This window comes from Paraburkholderia acidicola (assembly GCF_002362315.1).
In the GTDB taxonomy this organism is placed as follows: domain Bacteria; phylum Pseudomonadota; class Gammaproteobacteria; order Burkholderiales; family Burkholderiaceae; genus Paraburkholderia; species Paraburkholderia acidicola.
Genome location: NZ_MTZV01000006.1, coordinates 1,917,779 through 1,936,165, shown reverse-complemented (window position 1 = coordinate 1,936,165; position 18,387 = coordinate 1,917,779). Strand labels below are relative to the sequence as shown.

General features: G+C 60.8%; 18 protein-coding genes. 10 read left to right on the top strand and 8 right to left on the bottom strand.

Annotation, left to right across the window (positions count from 1 at the left end):
- Positions 1–208: 208 nt before the first annotated feature.
- From BWP39_RS27350 to tatA, 5 genes are all read left to right on the top strand, one after another.
- Complete coding sequence (locus tag BWP39_RS27350; RefSeq protein ID WP_096726209.1) at positions 209–883, top strand: response regulator transcription factor; 675 nt, start codon at positions 209–211, stop codon at positions 881–883.
- A complete protein-coding gene (locus tag BWP39_RS27345) occupies positions 880–2,280 on the top strand; it encodes a sensor histidine kinase (RefSeq protein WP_096725355.1) in 1,401 nt (466 codons plus the stop codon). Before BWP39_RS27350 ends, BWP39_RS27345 begins: the two co-directional genes overlap by 4 nt.
- Before the next feature lie 389 nt (positions 2,281–2,669).
- Positions 2,670–3,926 carry an oxalate decarboxylase family bicupin gene (locus tag BWP39_RS27340; RefSeq protein WP_096725354.1) on the top strand — a complete coding sequence of 419 codons (1,257 nt, stop codon included), beginning with the start codon at positions 2,670–2,672 and terminating at the stop codon, positions 3,924–3,926.
- Between the two features lie 83 nt (positions 3,927–4,009).
- Positions 4,010–5,311: an Nramp family divalent metal transporter gene (locus tag BWP39_RS27335; protein WP_096725353.1), complete on the top strand. Its 1,302-nt coding sequence runs from the start codon at positions 4,010–4,012 to the stop codon at positions 5,309–5,311.
- 34 nt (positions 5,312–5,345) lie between these two features.
- Positions 5,346–5,552 carry a Sec-independent protein translocase subunit TatA gene (gene tatA, locus BWP39_RS27330; RefSeq protein WP_096725352.1) on the top strand — a complete coding sequence of 69 codons (207 nt, stop codon included), beginning with the start codon at positions 5,346–5,348 and terminating at the stop codon, positions 5,550–5,552.
- Between the two features lie 14 nt (positions 5,553–5,566).
- On the opposite strand, the gene BWP39_RS27325 is transcribed toward tatA, so the two are convergent.
- Together BWP39_RS27325 and BWP39_RS27315 are read right to left on the bottom strand one after the other, a co-directional pair.
- Positions 5,567–6,472 (bottom strand): LysR family transcriptional regulator, encoded by a 906-nt coding sequence (locus BWP39_RS27325; RefSeq protein WP_096725351.1) that lies wholly within the window; start codon positions 6,470–6,472, stop codon positions 5,567–5,569.
- 394 nt (positions 6,473–6,866) lie between these two features.
- The gene (locus BWP39_RS27315; protein WP_096725349.1) at positions 6,867–7,748 is read right to left on the bottom strand and encodes a LysR family transcriptional regulator; all 882 of its coding nucleotides are present in this window, start codon (positions 7,746–7,748) and stop codon (positions 6,867–6,869) included.
- A 128-nt stretch (positions 7,749–7,876) separates the two neighbouring features.
- On the opposite strand from BWP39_RS27315, the gene BWP39_RS27310 reads away from it, so the two are divergent.
- A complete protein-coding gene (locus tag BWP39_RS27310; protein ID WP_207557133.1) occupies positions 7,877–9,343 on the top strand; it encodes a CoA transferase in 1,467 nt (488 codons plus the stop codon).
- On the opposite strand, the gene BWP39_RS27305 is transcribed toward BWP39_RS27310, so the two are convergent.
- The 3 genes from BWP39_RS27305 to BWP39_RS27295 all read right to left on the bottom strand — a co-directional run bounded on the left by BWP39_RS27305 (position 9,340) and on the right by BWP39_RS27295 (position 11,294).
- The gene (locus BWP39_RS27305) at positions 9,340–9,864 is read right to left on the bottom strand and encodes a hypothetical protein (RefSeq protein WP_096725348.1); all 525 of its coding nucleotides are present in this window, start codon (positions 9,862–9,864) and stop codon (positions 9,340–9,342) included. The genes BWP39_RS27310 and BWP39_RS27305 overlap by 4 nt on opposite strands.
- Before the next feature lie 260 nt (positions 9,865–10,124).
- The gene (locus BWP39_RS27300; RefSeq protein WP_096725347.1) at positions 10,125–10,604 is read right to left on the bottom strand and encodes a nuclear transport factor 2 family protein; all 480 of its coding nucleotides are present in this window, start codon (positions 10,602–10,604) and stop codon (positions 10,125–10,127) included.
- Between the two features lie 45 nt (positions 10,605–10,649).
- Complete coding sequence (locus BWP39_RS27295; RefSeq protein ID WP_096725346.1) at positions 10,650–11,294, bottom strand: TetR/AcrR family transcriptional regulator; 645 nt, start codon at positions 11,292–11,294, stop codon at positions 10,650–10,652.
- Positions 11,295–11,447: 153 nt separating this feature from the next.
- Here BWP39_RS27295 and BWP39_RS27290 point away from each other — a divergent pair, with 153 nt between their 5' ends.
- Positions 11,448–12,107, top strand: a complete 660-nt coding sequence (locus BWP39_RS27290; protein WP_096726207.1) for a YceI family protein — start codon at positions 11,448–11,450, stop codon at positions 12,105–12,107.
- Positions 12,108–12,130: 23 nt separating this feature from the next.
- On the opposite strand, the gene tdh is transcribed toward BWP39_RS27290, so the two are convergent.
- Both tdh and BWP39_RS27280 read right to left on the bottom strand, forming a co-directional pair.
- The gene (gene tdh, locus BWP39_RS27285) at positions 12,131–13,162 is read right to left on the bottom strand and encodes an L-threonine 3-dehydrogenase (RefSeq protein WP_096725345.1); all 1,032 of its coding nucleotides are present in this window, start codon (positions 13,160–13,162) and stop codon (positions 12,131–12,133) included.
- 16 nt (positions 13,163–13,178) lie between these two features.
- Entirely contained in the window at positions 13,179–14,378 is a 1,200-nt protein-coding gene (locus tag BWP39_RS27280) for a glycine C-acetyltransferase (protein ID WP_096725344.1), read from the bottom strand.
- A gap of 178 nt (positions 14,379–14,556) precedes the next feature.
- On the opposite strand from BWP39_RS27280, the gene BWP39_RS27275 reads away from it, so the two are divergent.
- The 3 genes from BWP39_RS27275 (at position 14,557) to BWP39_RS27265 (ending at position 16,913) form a co-directional block, all read left to right on the top strand.
- Positions 14,557–15,171 carry a helix-turn-helix domain-containing protein gene (locus BWP39_RS27275; protein WP_096725343.1) on the top strand — a complete coding sequence of 205 codons (615 nt, stop codon included), beginning with the start codon at positions 14,557–14,559 and terminating at the stop codon, positions 15,169–15,171.
- A 109-nt stretch (positions 15,172–15,280) separates the two neighbouring features.
- A complete protein-coding gene (locus BWP39_RS27270; protein WP_096725342.1) occupies positions 15,281–15,682 on the top strand; it encodes a DUF2471 family protein in 402 nt (133 codons plus the stop codon).
- Positions 15,683–15,854: 172 nt separating this feature from the next.
- Positions 15,855–16,913: a tyrosine-type recombinase/integrase gene (locus BWP39_RS27265; RefSeq protein ID WP_096725341.1), complete on the top strand. Its 1,059-nt coding sequence runs from the start codon at positions 15,855–15,857 to the stop codon at positions 16,911–16,913.
- Between the two features lie 81 nt (positions 16,914–16,994).
- Here the strand turns inward: BWP39_RS27265 and BWP39_RS27260 are convergent, their stop codons facing one another.
- Positions 16,995–18,200 carry a DNA-binding protein gene (locus BWP39_RS27260; protein ID WP_096725340.1) on the bottom strand — a complete coding sequence of 402 codons (1,206 nt, stop codon included), beginning with the start codon at positions 18,198–18,200 and terminating at the stop codon, positions 16,995–16,997.
- Positions 18,201–18,387 lie beyond the last annotated feature (187 nt).

The following is an 18,387-nucleotide window of genomic DNA, read 5'->3' as shown; positions in this document are numbered from 1 at the left end:
GCCGTGACGGCCGGCGTCTGAGAGTGATGGTGCGACGACGCTGCGGATTCTACAGACCCAACATTGTGGGAACATTACCTGTCCCGGTGCCTTGCAGAAGGCACGAATGCGCGAATGTGCGGTTGCCATCGGCTCGCCGACGACTCACAATGCCATCGACCTTTCGTTGCAATTCCACTGCAATTTCGCTGCAATCCACCCGCCACCCATGCGCATCCTGCTCATCGAAGACGAACTCGAACTGGCCTCGGCAATCGAGAATGCGCTGGACAAGCGCAACATTGCCGTCGATTGCGTGTCGACGCTAAGCCAGGCGCGCTACGCGATTCGCGAGTGTCAGTACAAGGTGGTCCTGCTCGACCGGGGCTTGCCCGATGGCGACGGACTGACTGTCATTCCCGATCTGCGTGCAGCGGTTCCGGGCATTCCCGTGATCGTCCTGACCGCGGCAAGCGAGATCACGGCACGCGTCGAAGGGCTCGATGCAGGCGCCGACGACTACCTGGCCAAACCCTTTTCGATGGATGAGCTGACCGCGCGCCTGCGAGCACTCGCGCGACGATCACCGATCATCCAGACGCATAAGATCACCGTGGGCGAACTCGAAATCGATCTTGTTTCACTGACCGCCACCATTCATGGCGAACCACTCGACCTGCCAAGGCGCGAATTGCTCGCACTACAGGCGCTCGTCGAGAGCGCGGGTAAAACGGTACGACGCGATCAACTCGTCGCACGCGTCTACGGCCTGAACGAAGACATCCATTCGAACGCGCTGGACACGCACATCTCCCGCCTGCGCAGCAAACTTGCGCTGCGCGGTGCCGGTGTCGAGATCCGGCCGGTTCGCGGCATCGGTTATCTGTTGTCCACGACAGAATGAAATATCTGCGGAATCTGTCCATCACCCAGCGCATTTCGGTGACGCTGATCGGGACCTTGCTTACTGTCGCCATTGCATCGGGATTGCTGACGCTGACGAATTTTCTGCAGTGGGATCTGTCCGGCTACGTGATGGATGGGCGTATCGACAGCACCATCGTCGCGGCGGTGTCGCGCACCTCCGACGGTCATCTCGTTCTGAAACCCACCGCGGAATTCGAAGCGCTCAGGCGTAAGGCACCTGGATTATGGTTCGTCGTGCGTGACCAGAGCGGCGATCAGGTAAGCCAGGGGCAGGTCTCTGCTCCATGCGCATCGGTAGTCGCCACGCTACCGCGTCTCTTTAGCGGAGACGTCACGGATATCAGCGAGCACAACAACCTCTCGTGCCGATTCAAGACGATGCGTACCCACCTAGGCGAAGCGCAGATCGTCTATGGCGGCGGCCCACTGATGCCCATGTGGAAAGGCGCCGGCATCGCCGTGCTTCAGTATCTGGAAGCACCGTTTTTTCTGCCCCTGCTGCTCGTCAATATCGTGGCCATTCCGGTTGTCGTCGCATTGGCCTTGCGCAGGCTGAAGGACGTCGTGCAACTCGCACGCTATGTCGACATCAACCGTCAGGGTCTGCGTCTGCCCGAAGAGGGACTGCCACGCGAAATCGCGCCATTGGTGCGCGCATTCAATGCGGCGCTTGAACGTCTCGACGCCGGACGCACCCAGCAGGATCGTTTCATTGCAAACGCCGCGCACGAACTGCGCACGCCGGTCGCCATCATCCGGGCGCGTCTCGATGCACTGGAGAGCGGACCGCTGAAGGTGAAGCTCGAGCAGGACGTCGAGCGCCTCGGCGAGCTGACCGACGCGCTACTCGATCTCCAGGCGCTCAAAAGCACCATCCCGCGGATGGAACCGCTAAACCTCGTCGCACTCGTCAGCGAAACACTGGCCGATCTCGCGCCCGTTGTCCTGGCTGCGGGCCACGATGTCGAATTTGTCTGCGACGCCGAGCGACTCGATGTTTCCGGCGATGCCGCTTCGCTAAGACGGGTCATCGTCAATCTCGTGCAAAACACGATCAAGCACGGTGGCGATGCGATTACGCTCACGGTGACGGTCAGGGCGGAAGCCACTCAGGTTCTGATGGAATTCGTCGACACCGGCCCAGGCATTCCGCCCGCATGGCGAGACCAGATGTTCGAGTCTTTCTCACGCTACACACGCCATGGCTCGGGAGCCGGCCTCGGCCTCAGTATCGTGCGGGAGATCGCCGTGATGCACGGCGGTCGCGCGACTTATTTCGAACCGTCTACGCATGGCACAGGGATTCGCGTGAGTTTGCCGCGCATCGAAGCCAGCAAGGATGGTGCGGGCCTCGCAGGAAACACCGCGCTCTAGATTGCCCCTGCAATCTGCATCTGCGTAGTGCACCCCAGCAGCGAAAATTAAAAGAATATTCATCCGCTGCTTTCGATAATTCGTCACTTCTCAGTCCAGAACGTTAACGTTCGACTTATCGTTTCGTTCAAGAAGTTTGACTGTCGTAACGCCACGCATCTCACTAGTATTTCCTCAAGGATGCCGCTCGATAAAGCCGCATCCGAACCGGCGATTCCATCCTCGAGATCGGCGCATCACGCCTTCCGTTCCGGCCATCGTCGCCCAGACACAGCCGCACTAACACCCTCTTGATCCGTTCAATCAGGCCGATGTCCATTCGCATCGTTTGGCGACACAACTCGTGTGCGGTTTCACTTTAAAACTTCAACTCTGGAAGCTAACGAATCATGACTGACCTGTCACGACGCAAAATACTGGTGGGCGCAGCCGCATCCGCTGCGGCGCTCGGCGTGGCCGCCACGGCCAAGGCCGCTTCCTTCGGCAATCCGGACCGGCCGCCCGAAGGCCAGATCAACGCAAAGAGTCCGACGAGCCTGAACGATCCCGGCCCGCAGAATCCCGCGCTAGCTGGTCAGTTTCCTTCGTTTCAGAATCCGCCAGCCACGGACATCAACGGCATGCCGCTCTTCTGGGCCTCGTTCAACAATGCGCATACGCGCTTTCAGAATGGTGGCTGGGCGCGCGAAGTCACACAGGACGACTTCGCGATTTCCGAAGACATCTCCGGCGTCAACATGCGCCTTGCCGCTAACGGCATTCGCGAGATGCACTGGCACCAGCAAGCCGAGTGGGCGATCATGCTCGACGGCAAGTGCCGCATCACCATCCTCGACGAGCAAGGCCGCCCGCAGGTGGCCGACGTGAAGACCGGCGACCTGTGGTACTTCCCACCGGGTTTGCCACATTCGCTGCAGGGCCTGGGGCCGACAGGTGCGGAATTCCTGCTCGCATTCGATAACGGCCATGCCTCCGAATTCAACACGCTGCTGTTGACCGACTGGATCGCCCATACGCCGCCCGATGTGCTTGCTGCCAACTTCAACGTCACCGCGGACGCGTTCAAGAACATCCCCGTCGACAATCTATGGATCTTCCAGGGCGACGACCCCGGACCGTTGAATGCCGCACAACGCGCGGTGCAATCGCCGCTCGGCCAGCCGGCTCATCCGTTCATCTTCTCGCTTGGCGATCTGCCACCGACAAAGCGCACCAAGGGCGGCATGGTGCAGATCGCCGACAGCCGGAATTTCACGGCATCGGCCAACGTCGCCGCCGCACTGGTCACGATCCATCCGGGCGGCATGCGCGAGTTGCACTGGCATCCGAACGCCGACGAATGGCAGTACTACATCAAGGGCGAAGCACGCATGACCGTGTTCGATACGGGCCCGAAAGCGGCGACCGCAGATTTCCGCGCGGGCGACATCGGCTATGTGAAGAAGAGCCTCGGCCACTACGTGCAGAACACCGGCAACACCGACCTGGTCTTCCTCGAGATCTTCAAGGCCGATCACTTCGCTGAAGTGTCGCTATCGGACTGGCTGACTCATACGCCGCCGAAGATGGTCATGGAGCATCTGAACATCACGGCCGAGACACTCGCGAAGTTCCCGAACAGTCGGCCCGACGTCCTGCCGGTTTGACGGGTTCGATCAACGTCTTATTGCGTCGCCACCCGGGGCGTTGCCTGTTCCGGGTTCCCTTTCGATGAGTCCAGGGTCACACGATGTTTCCACTCAAACTATTTCAAGCGAGCGCCGCGTCGATATCGGGCGCGACACAACAGACTAAGCTCGCTGTGCGCGACGTACTGACGGGACGTCGCAAAGGTCTACTCGCCTTTCTGCCGTTCGTCGGTCCTGCGGTTATTGCATCGGTCGGCTACATGGACCCGGGCAACTTTGCAACCAACATTCAGGCGGGCTCATCCTGCGGGTATGAATTGTTGTGGGTCGTCGTCGTTGCAAACGTCGTCGCGATGCTGTTTCAGGCCATGTCCGCAAAACTCGGCATCGTCACGGGCCGCAACCTGGCCGAACTGTGTCGCGAGCAATTCCCGAAGCCCACCGTGCTGGCCATGTGGGTCGGCTCGGAGATCGCCGCAATGGCCACCGATATCGCCGAGTTTCTGGGCGGCGCACTTGGCATATCGCTGTTGTTTCACGTTTCCCTGCTCTGCGGTCTGATGGTCACCGGCGTCGTAACGATGATCATCCTGCTGCTCGACCGTGGAGGTTTTCGTCCGCTCGAACTGGTCATCGCGGCGCTCGTCGCCGTGATCGGATTGAGCTACGTGTGCGAACTCTTCATTGCTCCGCCCGACTGGCACGCGACGCTGATCGGCAGCATCGTGCCGCGTTTGCATGGAAGCAATGCGATCACGCTCGCCGTCGGGATCATCGGCGCCACGATCATGCCGCACACGCTGTTCCTTCATTCGGGGCTCACGCAAAACCGTACCCCTGCGCGCAATGACGCGGAACGCAGTCGGCTCCTGTGGTTTTCGAACCGCGAAGTCCTGATCGCGCTCGGCATGGCAGGCTTCGTGAATCTCGCGATGGTGATGATGTCGGCGGCTGTCTTTCCGCGCTCCGCAGACGGCATTTCGGATATCAGCGTCGCGTATCACTCGTTGATTCCGCTGCTTGGCGTGGGAGCCGCGACCGTTTTTCTGATCTCGCTCATGGCATCGGGCATGTCGAGCTCGGTGGTCGGCACGATGGCCGGTCAAGTCATCATGCAAGGCTTCGTCGATTTCAGGATTCCTGTCTGGGCGCGCCGCATCATGACCATGGCGCCGGCTTTCGTGATCGGCCTGCATTTCAACGTGGTCAATGCGATGGTGATCAGCCAGGTAGCGCTCAGCTTCTTTCTACCGATCCCGTTGATCGCCCTCGTCGTGCTCTCATCGCGACGTAGTGTGATGGGTACATTCGCGGCCGGCAAAACGACGATCGTCATTGCGACGCTTGCCACGATCCTGATCGTCGCGCTGAACCTGGACCTGCTCAAGCAGGTGCTGTCCTGAGTGGAATGAGTGGAATGATTCGAGGAGCAACATCATGGGTTCGATAAGCATCTGGCACTGGCTGATTGTCGCGCTGATCGTGTCGCTGGTCTTCGGGACCAGGAAGCTGCGCACCGCGGGTGGCGATCTCGGTGCGGCGATTCGTGGCTTCAAGGACGCGGTGAATGCTGAAACGGCTGGTGGGCCGCAATCGCCGGTCGCAACCGTTGCAGATGCGGATGCTCACACAGCAGATCGCTGACCGGCGGCACCTCATCAACTGGCATGCGTTGCGCCTTCTGCGAGCAAAAACGCCTTGAAGGCCTGCGCGACGGGTGCCAGTTGCTTGTCCGCCCGGTGAACGACATGCCACTTGCGAAGCACCGGAAAACCCTCGACATCGAGCACAGCAAGCACACCGGCCTGCAGTTCCAGCGTGACGGTGTGGGCAGACAGAAAACTGATGCCCATTCCGGCGATCACGGCTTGCTTGATGGCCTCGGTATTGCTGATTTCGAGTGGATCATTCAGTGCGAGTCGACCGTTGAAGCACTGCTGCATCGCATACCACGTGTCCGAACCTTCTTCACGCACGATAAATCGTTCGTTCCTCAGATCAGAAAGGTCGATGTGCTGCTTGCCAACCTGCGAATGCTGCGGCGACGCAACGATGAAAAACGCGTGCGGTGCGAAGGGCGTGCTGATGAATTTCGATTCCGCTGGCGCGTCGACCATGATGGCAAGATCGATCCGGTTCTCTTCGAGACGACATAACAGACCATCGTGATTCTCCACCCTCAGATCCAGTTCGACCGCTTCGTTCTGGTTCGAAAACCCGGCCAGCAGCCGCGGCAAGTGATAACCCCCCGTGCTGATGACACCGACGCTCAGGTTACCTCCAGCGAGGCTCCTGATCTTCGCCAGGGTCTCTTCCGCTTCGCGGAAGCAGTGAATGATCGCGCGACTGTGGTGGAGCATTTCCTGCCCCGCGGGCGTGAGGTAAATCTTCTTTCCAAGCTGCTCGAAGAGCGCAACGCCCGCGTGCTCTTCGAGATGCTTGATCTGCGTCGAGACTGCCGGCGGTGATAGGTGCAACTCATTGGCCGCACGGGAAAAACTCAGGCGACGTGCAACGGTTTCGAAAGTCTTGAGTTGACGCAAAGTGGCGTTCTTCACAGTGATCTGCGTGAGGTTGGGGGCTAACCGGAGAGTCGGTTGAATCGGTTGAAGCGGCCCTAGAATAAACCGCGCATGGCATCGACAGGCATGTCATGAACATTGCAAGTTTTTTATCTTCGGTGCGATGACCTGGCAATGCAATGTGGACACCGTTTCACTAAACGAAAGTATCGCCGTATATCGACTAATCCCCATGCGACGCAGATCGATCCGGTCGATTAGCAACCAGCGGCGCGTAATACTCGTAAATTGCTGGATCTGGAAATGGATATTTGCGGCTTCGCAAATAATGAAATCATGCAACTGGCATCGGTCGCGTGACTCATGCGTTTGTGGCGCGTCCCGGTGCGTCAGCGTCTTCAATCGCTCGATACAGTGCTCCCGAAAAATCTCACCTTCAGTCATGGGCCAACGCTAACGCTTCACGGAATGCGTTAAGCGCAGGTGTTTCATAGCCGTTGCGCCAGATCATCCATGTATCGGCGTTGCCGATTGGCTTCTGGCGGAACCGGGTTGTTTCGCGCGCCAGTTCGATCACGCTGCGCGGGATAAAACTGATGCACGACCCCGACGCAACACAAGCAAGCATGGCGTGATACGAACCGACCTCCTGGACATCGATAACGGCATCGCTCGGTTGCGAACGCAGCCAGTCTTCTGCGATCGATCGATAGGTGCAGCCCTGTTTGAACGCCGCGAGAGAATGGATTCTCAGCTCAGACGCCGCTCGCACCGGGGGGTGATCCGGCGGCAATACCAGCACCAGTTGTTCGGTGTAGACGCGCAATCCCGTCAGTCCCAGTTCGGCCAGGTCTTGCGGCGTTTCGCCGGTTGAGAGCGGAAGCGCCGCGAATGCGCAGTCCAGCGTGCGATCTTTCAATGCATCGACGAGCTGACGAGACGGGGCGGTACTCAACCGAAGCTGCACGCGAGGCCACATCTGGTGATAGCGCGCGAGCGGCTCCGGCAGACGGCTCGCGACCGTGCTTTCCATTGCCCCTATGCGCAGCAGACCTTCGGGTTGTCCGGGGCGAAGAATCTGACGCGCTTCTTCTGCCAGCGCCAGCATCCCTTTTGCATAGCCGAGAAATTTTTCACCCTGCGGTGACAACTGCATTCTCTTGTTTTCCCGCACGAACAGCGTCACCCCGAGTTCTTCTTCGAGCTGTTGAACGCGCGTCGTGACGTTGGACTGCACCCGGCCGAGCCGCTGGGCTGCCCGGGTGATGCTGAGCTCCTCCGCAACGGCGCAAAAAATTTCCAGAGTCGAGTGATCCATGTATTTCTCAAATTAAGAACAAGTTAACTTTGTTATTCTCTAATCGAGATGCTAAGCTCAGTACGTCGATTCTGCAAGTGCTGGTTGCGTATCGGACGCGATCGAAGATCAAACAAAGGATATGGATCATGACGATGACAGAAAAACCGGAAGCATTCCGCGAACTGATGGCGATCCGCGCGGGCAAGGACATTTCGCAAAACGAAGTCGCTATCACGGGTGCTGACCCGATGTTTGCGTCGCCTTTTCGGATCGGCGAGACGTTGGCGAGCGCGCTCGCCGCACGAGCGGTTGCGGCAAACGATCTGTGGGAATTGCGCACCGGGCGTCGACAGTCGATTGGTGTCGATGTCATGGCGGCGGCCGCCACGTCCCTGGGCGGGGAAGATATGACGCTCGTCAGGGGAAGTGACGGGGAATATCGACCCGCGCCGATCGCGGACTCCCTTGAACAGATGGTGTCGCTGACCCAGCCCTGGCAGACCGCCGATGGCCGCTGGTTCCTGCCACATTTCAACCTGCCGCATCTCGAGCGTCGTGTACTCGACGTCCTGAAATGCGAGAAAACGCCGGGGTCGGTGGCTGAGGCGGTGCGCCGCTGGCAAGCCGACGATCTGGAAGAGGCGATCGCTGCGGCGAATGCCTGCGGCGGAATCGTGCGCACGCCCGAGGAATGGCTCGCGCATCCACACGGTGCCTGGCTCGCGGCCCGACCTGTCGTCGAAATTACGAAGGTGGCCGACAGCGAGCCGTTGCCGCTACCGGCTGGCGGTGCGCAGCCAGCTTCTGGCATCCGGGTGCTCGACCTGACCCGCATCCTCGCGGGGCCGACGGCCGGGATCGGTCTGGCGGAGCATGGTGCCGATGTCCTGATGGTGACGGCGCCGCAACTGCCTCAGGTGCCGCCCTTCGTACGCGACACCAGTCATGGGAAGCGAAGCTGCTTCCTCGACATCAATGTTCCAACAGATGCCGCCCGGTTAAGAGAGCTTGCCGGCGATGCCGATGTGTTTATCGACGGTTACCGGCCGCATCGTCTCGCTTCACACGGTTTGGGTATCGATGACCTGGTGAAGCTACGTCCAGGGCTCGTCCACGTCAGCGTGAACTGCTATGGCTCCGGCGGCCCGTTCGCGGACCGGGCCGGCTGGGATCAGGTGGCTCAGGCCGTGACAGGCGTTTGCGACATCCAGGGCACGGCAACGAAAGCGGGGCAACCGAAGCTGACGCCCGTGTATCTGTGCGATTTCCTCACCGGCTTCCTGGCGGCCTTCGGTACGATGCTGGCCCTGGCCCGTCGGGCACGGGAAGGGGGCAGTTATCACGTGCAGGTGTCGCTATGTCAGTCCGCGATGCTGTTGCAACGGCAGGGATTGATCGACCGTTTTGAGAACGCGCCTGGACGTTTATCGCCGGAGGTGTTCAACCAGTACGCCGTGGACGACTTCGGCACGCCGTTCGGCGACCTGCGCAGCCTGGGACCAGTCATCCGTATGTCCGAAACACCGCCTCGCTGGGACAAGACGATTCCGGTGCTCGGTGGCAATCGCGCGGAGTGGTTGCCTCGCGAGTCGTCAGGCACGCATGTGCGCTAGAACCGCACCTTCACCTGAAAGCCGATCGTGAACGGGAGATCGTCGGAAGGGATCGGTGGGATGACGATGAAGTTTGCCCCAACGCGCTTGTATTCCACCATCACGATCGGCGCAGCGACAGGGCCGATCGTGTGATTGCGGCCGAGGCCCCAGTTGCCGTAGTTGTAGCCGGAAATGATGCCGCCCATCGCGGCGAGCCGGATGTAGCCCCAGTGCAGAAACTCCGGTGCCCAGACACCACCGCCGTACCACGACGGACGACGTAGCGAATTGCGAAAGCCGCCGCCGGTTACCGCCCATTCGTTACCGAGCCAGCATTCGACGCCGAGGCCAGGATTGAACTGCTCGAAGTGCTTACCGGGATCGGGATCGATGTGATACGAGCCGAGCATCGCGTCGACCCAGACGCCGCCGCTGCACCAGTCGGCTGCATGAGCCATCGAGGTCGTCGCCAGGCCGGCGACGAATGCGGCAAGCGCAACCACGCGCCTTGTTCTGTTTCTCGTGTGCCAAAAGCGCATGTCTTCTCCGTCACCGGTCGAGCGCCGGTGTCACGATGGTGATGTCGATTGAGTTGGGCGGTGCCCGTCGCACTGTACCTCAACGGGCCGCGGGCACGGTGGAGGGCTTACTCTGGACGACGGGTACGCGACCTGCGACGGCAAGCAAACCGCGGCCGGCAATCAGGAGAGGGAACAATAGCGGAGCCTGATGGCAAGCTGGTGAATGCCGCACGGGCATTCACCGCAAGCGGGATCAGTGTCTGATGGCGCAGCGTGTTTCAGAGACCGAGGTCCGACAGACCAGGATGATCGTCGGGGCGACGCCCCAGCGGCCAGCGGTACAGGCGATCGGTTTCGCGGATCGGCAGGTCGTTGATACTCGCATGGCGACGCGCCATCAGGCCGTGCTCGTCGAACTCCCAGTTCTCGTTGCCATACGAGCGAAACCAGTTACCGGAATCGTCGTGCCATTCATAGGCGAAGCGCACCGCGATGCGATTGTCGGTGAACGCCCACAGCTCCTTGATCAACCGGTAGTCCAGCTCCTTCGCCCACTTACGGCGCAGCAGGCCCACGATTTCCGCGCGCCCGGTGACGAATTCCGCGCGGTTGCGCCACGCGCTCTGCGGCGTGTAGGCCAGCGATACGCGCTCGGGGTCGCGGGTGTTCCAGCCGTCTTCGGCGGCTCGCACTTTCTGGATCGCGGTTTCGCGTGTGAATGGTGGAACGGGGGGGCGGGTTTCGATGGGGTTGCTCATGGTGGGTCCTTGGGTTGTGGCTAAGGTCGATGAAGTCACTAGAGATCAGGTTGATTCGCGTCGCGTGTGCGAGCGCGTTGCCACAGAAGCAGACGCGGCATCGAGCAGTTGTTCGGCAGCGGCGCAGGCATCGAGTGCGGCATCGGGCTCGCCGCTGACGAGCGCCACCCCGATCGCCCCGTCGATCAGGATCAACCACTGACGCGACAGGCGCGCGGCACCTCTACCGCTCACGCCACCTGACGCCGCGTACTCATCGCACACCGAACGCACGAAATCGAGCAGGCGCTCCTTGTGCTCGCGCGCGACGACGCGGATCGGGTCGTCTGCCGTGGCGATTTCGCCGGATGCATTCAGGAAGGCGCAGCCATGAAAGTTGTCGGAGGCGAACCACTCACGCAACACGTCGAACATGCCGAGCAGACGGGTGCGCGGGGTACGCCCACGCTGTTCGGTACCGGCGATGAACCACTTCATCCAACGTTCGTCGCGTCGCTCCAGTGCAGCCGCTACCAGCGCGTCCTTCGATTCGAAGTGCGTATAGAAGCTTTTGCGTGCGGTACCGGACAACCGGACGATCGCGTCCACACCGGTGGCATGGATGCCGTCTGCGTAAATCAGCGCTTCAGCTGCGTCGAGCAGCCGTTCGCGTGCGCCGGCGGTGGTTTGTGGGTCAGTGGAAGTCGTCATGTGCGAACGGTAGAACGATCATTCCACCATGTCAAGCAACCCATGTTCGACGTAGTGTCTTGCTGCTGCGTGCAGGTGCACATTGGCGCGGTGCCGTCACGATTGCGCCAGATCGGTTATCGTGGCATCGCCCCCTTCACCGGATACCCGTTCATGAGCCCGCATTCAGTCCGCGCTGTTTTCGCACGCACGTTTTCAGCGGCCGTGGTGGCCGCAGTGGCTGCGCTCGCGGCCTGCACGCCGCTCCAGGTCGTGACGCATTCGGTCAGCCAGACGGAAGCCCGCGTGCCTGCCGGGCAATACACACTCGATCCGCACCACTGGAGCGTGATCTTCGACGTCGACCATTTGAAATATTCGCGCTTCACGATGCGGTTCGATCGTGTGGACGCGCAACTCGACTGGAATGAGGGTGGACTGGACAAGAGCCAGGTGACGGTCGCGATCGATGCCAATAGCGTCGATACGAATGTGCCGATTCTCGACCGGCTCGTCAAAGGCGCGGATATGTTCGACGCCGCGAATCATCCGCAGATCCGCTTCGTCAGCACGCGGTTCGAGCGCACCGGCGACGCGCGCGGCACACTCACCGGCAATCTGACCATTCGTGACGTGACGCAACCGGTCACGCTCGATGTCACGTTCAACGGCTTCTCACCCGATCCGCTGACGAAGCAGGACACATTGGGCTTTTCGGCGGAAGGCCGCTTTAGCCGCTCAAAGTTCGGATTGGGGACCTGGTACCCCGCGGTCGGCGACGATGTGCACGTGCGGATTCAGGCGGAGTTCGTGCGGCCGCCGGCTGGCAACTAAACCAGCCCGCGGCCAAATGGCTATTACGCGGCAGTCCAGTCGAGAATCACCTTGCCGCTTTCGCCCGAAAGCATCGTGGCGAAGGCTTGCTGATAGTCGTCGACGGGGAAGCGGTGCGTGAGGATCGGCGAAAGATCGAGCCCGCTTTGCAACATCGCGACCATCTTGTACCAGGTCTCGAACATCTCCCGACCGTAAACACCCTTGATTTCAAGGCCTTTGAAGATCACCTGGGTCCAGTCGATCGCGGTCTGCGAGGGCAGAATACCGAGCAGCGCAATCTTGCCGCCGTGATTCATCGCCTCGAGCATGCTCGTGAACGCGCTCGGCACACCGGACATTTCGAGGCCCACATCGAAGCCCTCGGTCATGTGCAGATCGTCCATCACATCGCGCAGCGATTCGTGCAGTACGTTCACCACGCGGGTCGCACCCATCTTGCGCGCGAGTTCGAGCCGGTAGTCGTTGACGTCGGTGATCACCACGTTGCGCGCACCGACGTGCTTGGCGATCGCGACAGCCATGATGCCGATCGGCCCGGCACCGGTAATCAACACGTCTTCACCGACAAGATTGAACGACAGCGCCGTGTGCGTCGCGTTGCCGAACGGATCGAAAATCGCGGCGAGATCGTCGGAGATATCGGCGGGAATCTTGAACGCGTTAAACGCGGGGATCACCAGAAACTCGGCGAATGCACCTTCACGATTCACACCGACGCCAACCGTATTGCGGCACAGATGACGCCGGCCCGCGCGACAGTTGCGGCAAAAACCACACGTGATGTGTCCTTCGCCGGACACCCGGTCGCCAATCGAAAAGCCCCGTACCTCCTGGCCCATCTCGACGATTTCACCGACGTATTCGTGACCGACGTGCATCGGCACAGGAATCGTTTTCTGCGCCCAGTCGTCCCACTTCCAGATATGAATATCGGTGCCGCAGATCGCCGTGCGCGTGATGCGGATCATCACGTCGTTGTGGCCGACTTCAGGTTTTTTCACGCGCGTGAGCGTGAGGCCTGGCCCGCGTTCGAGTTTTGCAAGTGCTTTCATATGTGCCTCTGATTCTTCAAATGATGCCGAGCGAGCGGCCAACACGGGCGAATGCATCGACAGCCTGGTCGATCTGTGCGGGCGTATGCGCCGCGCTCATCTGCGTGCGGATGCGCGCGCGGCCTTTCGGCACGACCGGGTACGAGAAGCCGATCACGTAGACGCCTTCCTGCAGCAGTGCATCGGCCATGCGCGACGCAAGTTGCGCGTCGCCAAGCATCACGGGAATGATCGGGTGTTCGCCGGGTACGAGCGTGAAGCCGAGTGCGCTCATCGCATCACGGAAGTGGGCACCGTTCGCGCGTACGCGTTCGCGCAGTTGCGCACCTTCATCGCTGGCGAGCAGTTCGAGCACTTTCAGCGACGCGGCTGCGATGCTCGGCGTTAGCGTGTTGGAGAACAGGTAGGGACGCGAGCGCTGGCGCAGCAGTTCAATGACTTCGCTGCGCGCGGCAACGTAGCCACCGGACGCGCCACCGAGTGCCTTGCCGAGCGTACCGGTGATGATGTCGACGCGCGACAGCACGCCGCAATGCTCGGGTGTACCGCGGCCGTGCTCGCCGATAAAGCCGACTGCATGCGAATCGTCGACCATCACGAGCGCGCCGTAACGATCGGCGAGATCGCAGATGCCGGCGAGGTCCGCGATGATGCCGTCCATCGAAAATACGCCGTCGGTGGCGATCAGCTTGAAGCGCGCGCCCGCTGCATCGGCTTCGCGCAGCTTCGCTTCGAGATCGGCGAGATCGTTGTTCTTGTAGCGAAAGCGTTTCGCTTTCGACAGACGCACACCATCGATGATGCTCGCGTGATTCAGTTCGTCGCTGATGATCGCGTCGGATTCGTCGAGCAACGTTTCGAACAGACCGCCGTTCGCGTCGAAGCAGCTCGAATACAGAATGCAGTCGTCGGTATGGAGGAAATCCGCGAGTGCGCGTTCCAGTTGCTTGTGCACGGTCTGCGTACCACAGATGAAACGCACCGACGCCATACCGAAACCATCGTTGTCGAGACCGGCTTTGGCGGCTTCGATCAGACGTGCGTCGTTGGCAAGACCGAGGTAGTTGTTCGCGCAAAAATTCAGTACGCCGTTGCCCGCGGCCAGCCGGATTTCCGCCGACTGCGGGCTCGCGATCACGCGTTCAGTCTTGTGAAAACCGTCTGCGCGGATCTGTTCGAGTGTCCCGCGCAAATGGGAAAGATAGGCGTCACGCATGTATCGGGCTCCTGAAAGGGTGGGCCGGCGGCACGACAGGTTGGACCTGCGATGGCGAAAGTGAGCGTATTCGTCCGCGTCGTGTCCTGCTATAGTCGGCTGTCGGTTTTATCGAATTTTTTCGGTTTTCCGAACGCAAATCCGGTATATCGAACAACTCTAAACGATAGGTCAGCAAATGGCAAGTTCGGCAAGCCGACGTCCGGCATCGCCCGCCGCTCCAACAGCCGCTGCTTCGCTCGCGGCGCCGCCGCGCGTCGGCGAGCAGATCCAGCGCCTGCGCAGCGAGCGCCGCATGACGCTCGACGATCTGTCGCGCGCGGCGGGTGTGTCGAAATCGATGCTGTCGGAAATCGAGCGCGACAAGGCCAATCCGACGATCGCCGTCGCCTGGCGACTGACCCATGCGCTCGGCGTCAGCCTCGATTCGCTGTTCGCCGTGCAGAAGGCGCCCGAAGCGATTGCTGTGTCCGGCCCGCACGAAATCCCAACCTTGAGCGGCCACGATGCTGGCTACCAGCTGCGCGTGTGGGGGCCAATCGAACTGGCGGGGAAGTTCGAATGGTACGAGTTGACGCTGCAGGCCGGGGGCGCGCTGGTGTCGAACGCACACGAACCGGGCACCCGCGAGCATCTCACGGTCCTGCACGGCACGATCGAGGTAGAAGCGGCCGGCACGACGAAGCGCCTGAAAACGGCGGACACCGCCCGTTATGTCGCGGACGAACCGCATGCGATCCGCAATGCCGGCAAGGGGGAGGCCAAGGCGTTGCTGATCGTGATCCATGGATAAGCATCTCCAGTGAGCAGGGCCGGTCACGCATCATGCATTAGCCAATAAGCCGAGGTTGCGGCAATCACTGTATGTTTGTACAGTATATGCCCGACGACCGGAGCCGAACATGAACAACCCCACCGATCACGACCTGGCCGCCCGGCGCTTCCAGACCGCGGCGCGCGACCTCGAACATATCGTCCGCAATATCTCAGCACGCTACATTGTGCGCGGCGTGCCGCTCACGTGGCGGCTGCTGCATGCAATCGAAGCCGAAGCGCTCGCCGATCTCGGCCTGGCTAGCCGGCATGACGACATCATGTTGAGCCTGTTTCAGCGGCCAAGCGGCCTGTCTTACCCCGAAACGGACGATCCGGTGAGCTTCGGCGCGTCGAATGCACTGCCCGCGGTGTTTGCGTTTGCGGTCACGGCCTATGAGGAAGCGGAGCGCCGGGCGGCGACGCAACTGGCGTCGTCACAAGCGGGTCGCCCGAAGCAGCCGAGGCGTGGCCGGCCCTGGGGCGGTTAGCGTACGGTCGGATGCGGTGCAAATTACCTACGAATTGCGTGCGGACGACGCATGTGAGCGATCTCCTGGAAAGTCTCACCGGTCAGCTCATCTTGATGGCGATATCTGTTGAGCTCCTTGGTTTACGTCCCACGGATCGCCTAACATTACGCAACTAACTGAAATAGAGACCATGTCCTCGCCGACCGCCTCGAACACCGGGCACCCTCGTCCGCACGCAACCGATCTCTTCGATCAGGAACGTGAGGCGTGGCGTCGCGATCCACACACCGCATTCGATACATGGCTTGCCAGTCAGCATCTGCGCCGTTCATCCGCCGATGTGTATCGTGCCCAATGGGGCTTCTTCCTCGACTGGCTCAAACTTCGGCACACGCATCTGGTTACTGTCGATACACCAACCATCGCGGAATTCGTCGCGCAGTTGCCGGTACGAAAGCCACAGCGTGTCCGCTATTTACGACTGATCGAGCGGGTTCTCGATCACGTGCGTTCGATCGAGCTGGCATCAACCAATCCCGCACGCTTCATCGCGCAGGACGGTGAGGCCGCGTGGCGCGATGCACGCGACAATGAACCCACCGGTTTTCTGAATGCCGCCGAACGGGCAACGCTGATCGCCCAGCTGTTCTCACCGGTCGTGACCTTGTCGGGCACACAACGCTGGCGCGAACACCGCGACCGCGCGCTCACTGCGCTCTTTCTCGGCGGTGGAATCAAGACAGGGGAAGCAGCGACGCTCTCGGTTAGTTGCGTGAATCCCGGCTCGCCATGGGTCACGGTCGACTCGCCCGATCCATCATTGACGCGACGCACCCGGCTGTCGCCGTTTGCCGTAGCCATTCTGGATGCGTGGCTGGCGGAGCGTCGGCTTTCCGGTCAGACCGGGCATCTGGTCTTTCCGGCGTCGCCGGCCGGCCGGCCGATGCACAAGGCAACCATGCTCCGCGCGGTGGATGCGCAGGTCGAAGCATCTGGAATCGCAGAGGCAAGAGCCGCGCGGGCAAGTCCGCATACGCTGCGCAATACTTTTGCCGCCGATCTTTTCGAAAGCGGGGTTGCGCCGGAACTGGTCGGGCAATGGCTGGGGTTCGCGCAGGCGGTTTCCGCAAACCGGCTGCATCGGGCGTGGAAAGCGTGGGCGGAAAAGCAGGAATCAGTGGAAGGTGGCGCCAGTGAACCGAACCCAGGCGCTCCCGCCGATGCCCCGTCAGTCAAACCACCGGCCTGATTCGCGTCCCGAACTGCCTCACCTTCCAGGTCCCGAATTCCCTCACCTTTGAGGGTTCCGGATAGTCAAGCAGGGCAAAAATCAGGCTGCAGAGGTATCGATAGCAGCGGAAATGAAGCGGGTAACCGCCTCCAGCCGGGAATCGCCGGGCCCGGAGGTATGCTCGCACTCCGGACAGAAGAGTTCGTACCGGTGATCGACCTGCGACAGCTCCGGCTCACCCTCCGAACACTTTGGGCAATGCAGCGGAAGCGCAACGTGCCCATCGGCCGCGGTCCCAATCCGGGCAAGCTCCCCGGCGCTCAAACGTCCCGCTGACGCGAGCGACCAGAGCAGTCCGCCAACATTCGCGTCGATCCCTTGCTGCGCATGTAACTGCACAGTCTCCTGGGTCAACCGATCGATTTCATCCGACTGCTCGCGCAACTGGGCGTCGAGCCGATCGCCGCGCGCCTTCGCTGCTGCGAGCTGCTGGATGAAATCGAATTCTTTCCGGCTGTTGTCCCTGACGCCCGCCTGATAGGTCGCGGCCATGCTGCGCAACGAATCCAGTTCGACCAGCATCGGCTTGACGCGGCGTTCCGCTTCGGCGATCGCGTCCTTGATCTGTTGCGCATAATGCTCGGTACTTTGGCGCATTTCGACGTGTAAAGCGTCGATTCGGTCGCGCAGGGCTGCATTTGTCGATTGTTCGGTGTCCAGGCGCTTTTGCAGCGTTTCGTTTTCGGCTTCCAGCCGGCGTACTGCGGTCTGCAGCCCTTCGTGGTGGACCGCGCCGTGTGTATTGGCGGCAGCGATGCCGGCTTCGAGCGCCCGGATCCGTTCGCTCGCGGCCTGCGCCCGGTCTTCGCTGCGCTGCACCGCCTCATCAGACGCTTCGCGGCGAATCTCCGCTTCGCGTACAGCCTGTTTCGCGGCGGCAAGCTCGGCGTGCATTTCGCTGCGCTCAGTGTCGAGCGTCGCTCGGGCCTGATTGAGGGCTTCGTCGAACAGCGCGCCGAGCAGTTCGCCGGCGCGGGCCTCAAGCGCTTCGGGAATGGCGCCGGCTCCGACGCGAGTCTGTGATGTCGAACGAATGCGTTCCCAGAAGCTGTCGATGTCCTTGGGAATATCGCTGGCACTGCCGGTCTGGGTCAGATCTCGTACTGCCGCCATGGACGGACGGATGCCCAGATCGAAAAAGAGGCGTTTGCACGCGTGCAGGGAAAGATCCTGCCGCCGGGCTCCGCTTTCGCGTAGTGATTTGAGTTCTTCGCGGATTGCCTGACGTTCCTGATCTAGATTCATATGCCTTTCCCGTGCTCGGTCATGATGAATTATAACAAATTACGTAGTAAATGCTACTTTTTACGGTGATAGTGCGATCTATCCTGGATACGTGTCATATACCGTGGCTGCGGTTCACCTTATACCTCTCTGAGCTAAGGTTTTCCGTGAAACAAAGCGAAGTATGGCAGTTAAGTATTTGTTTTGG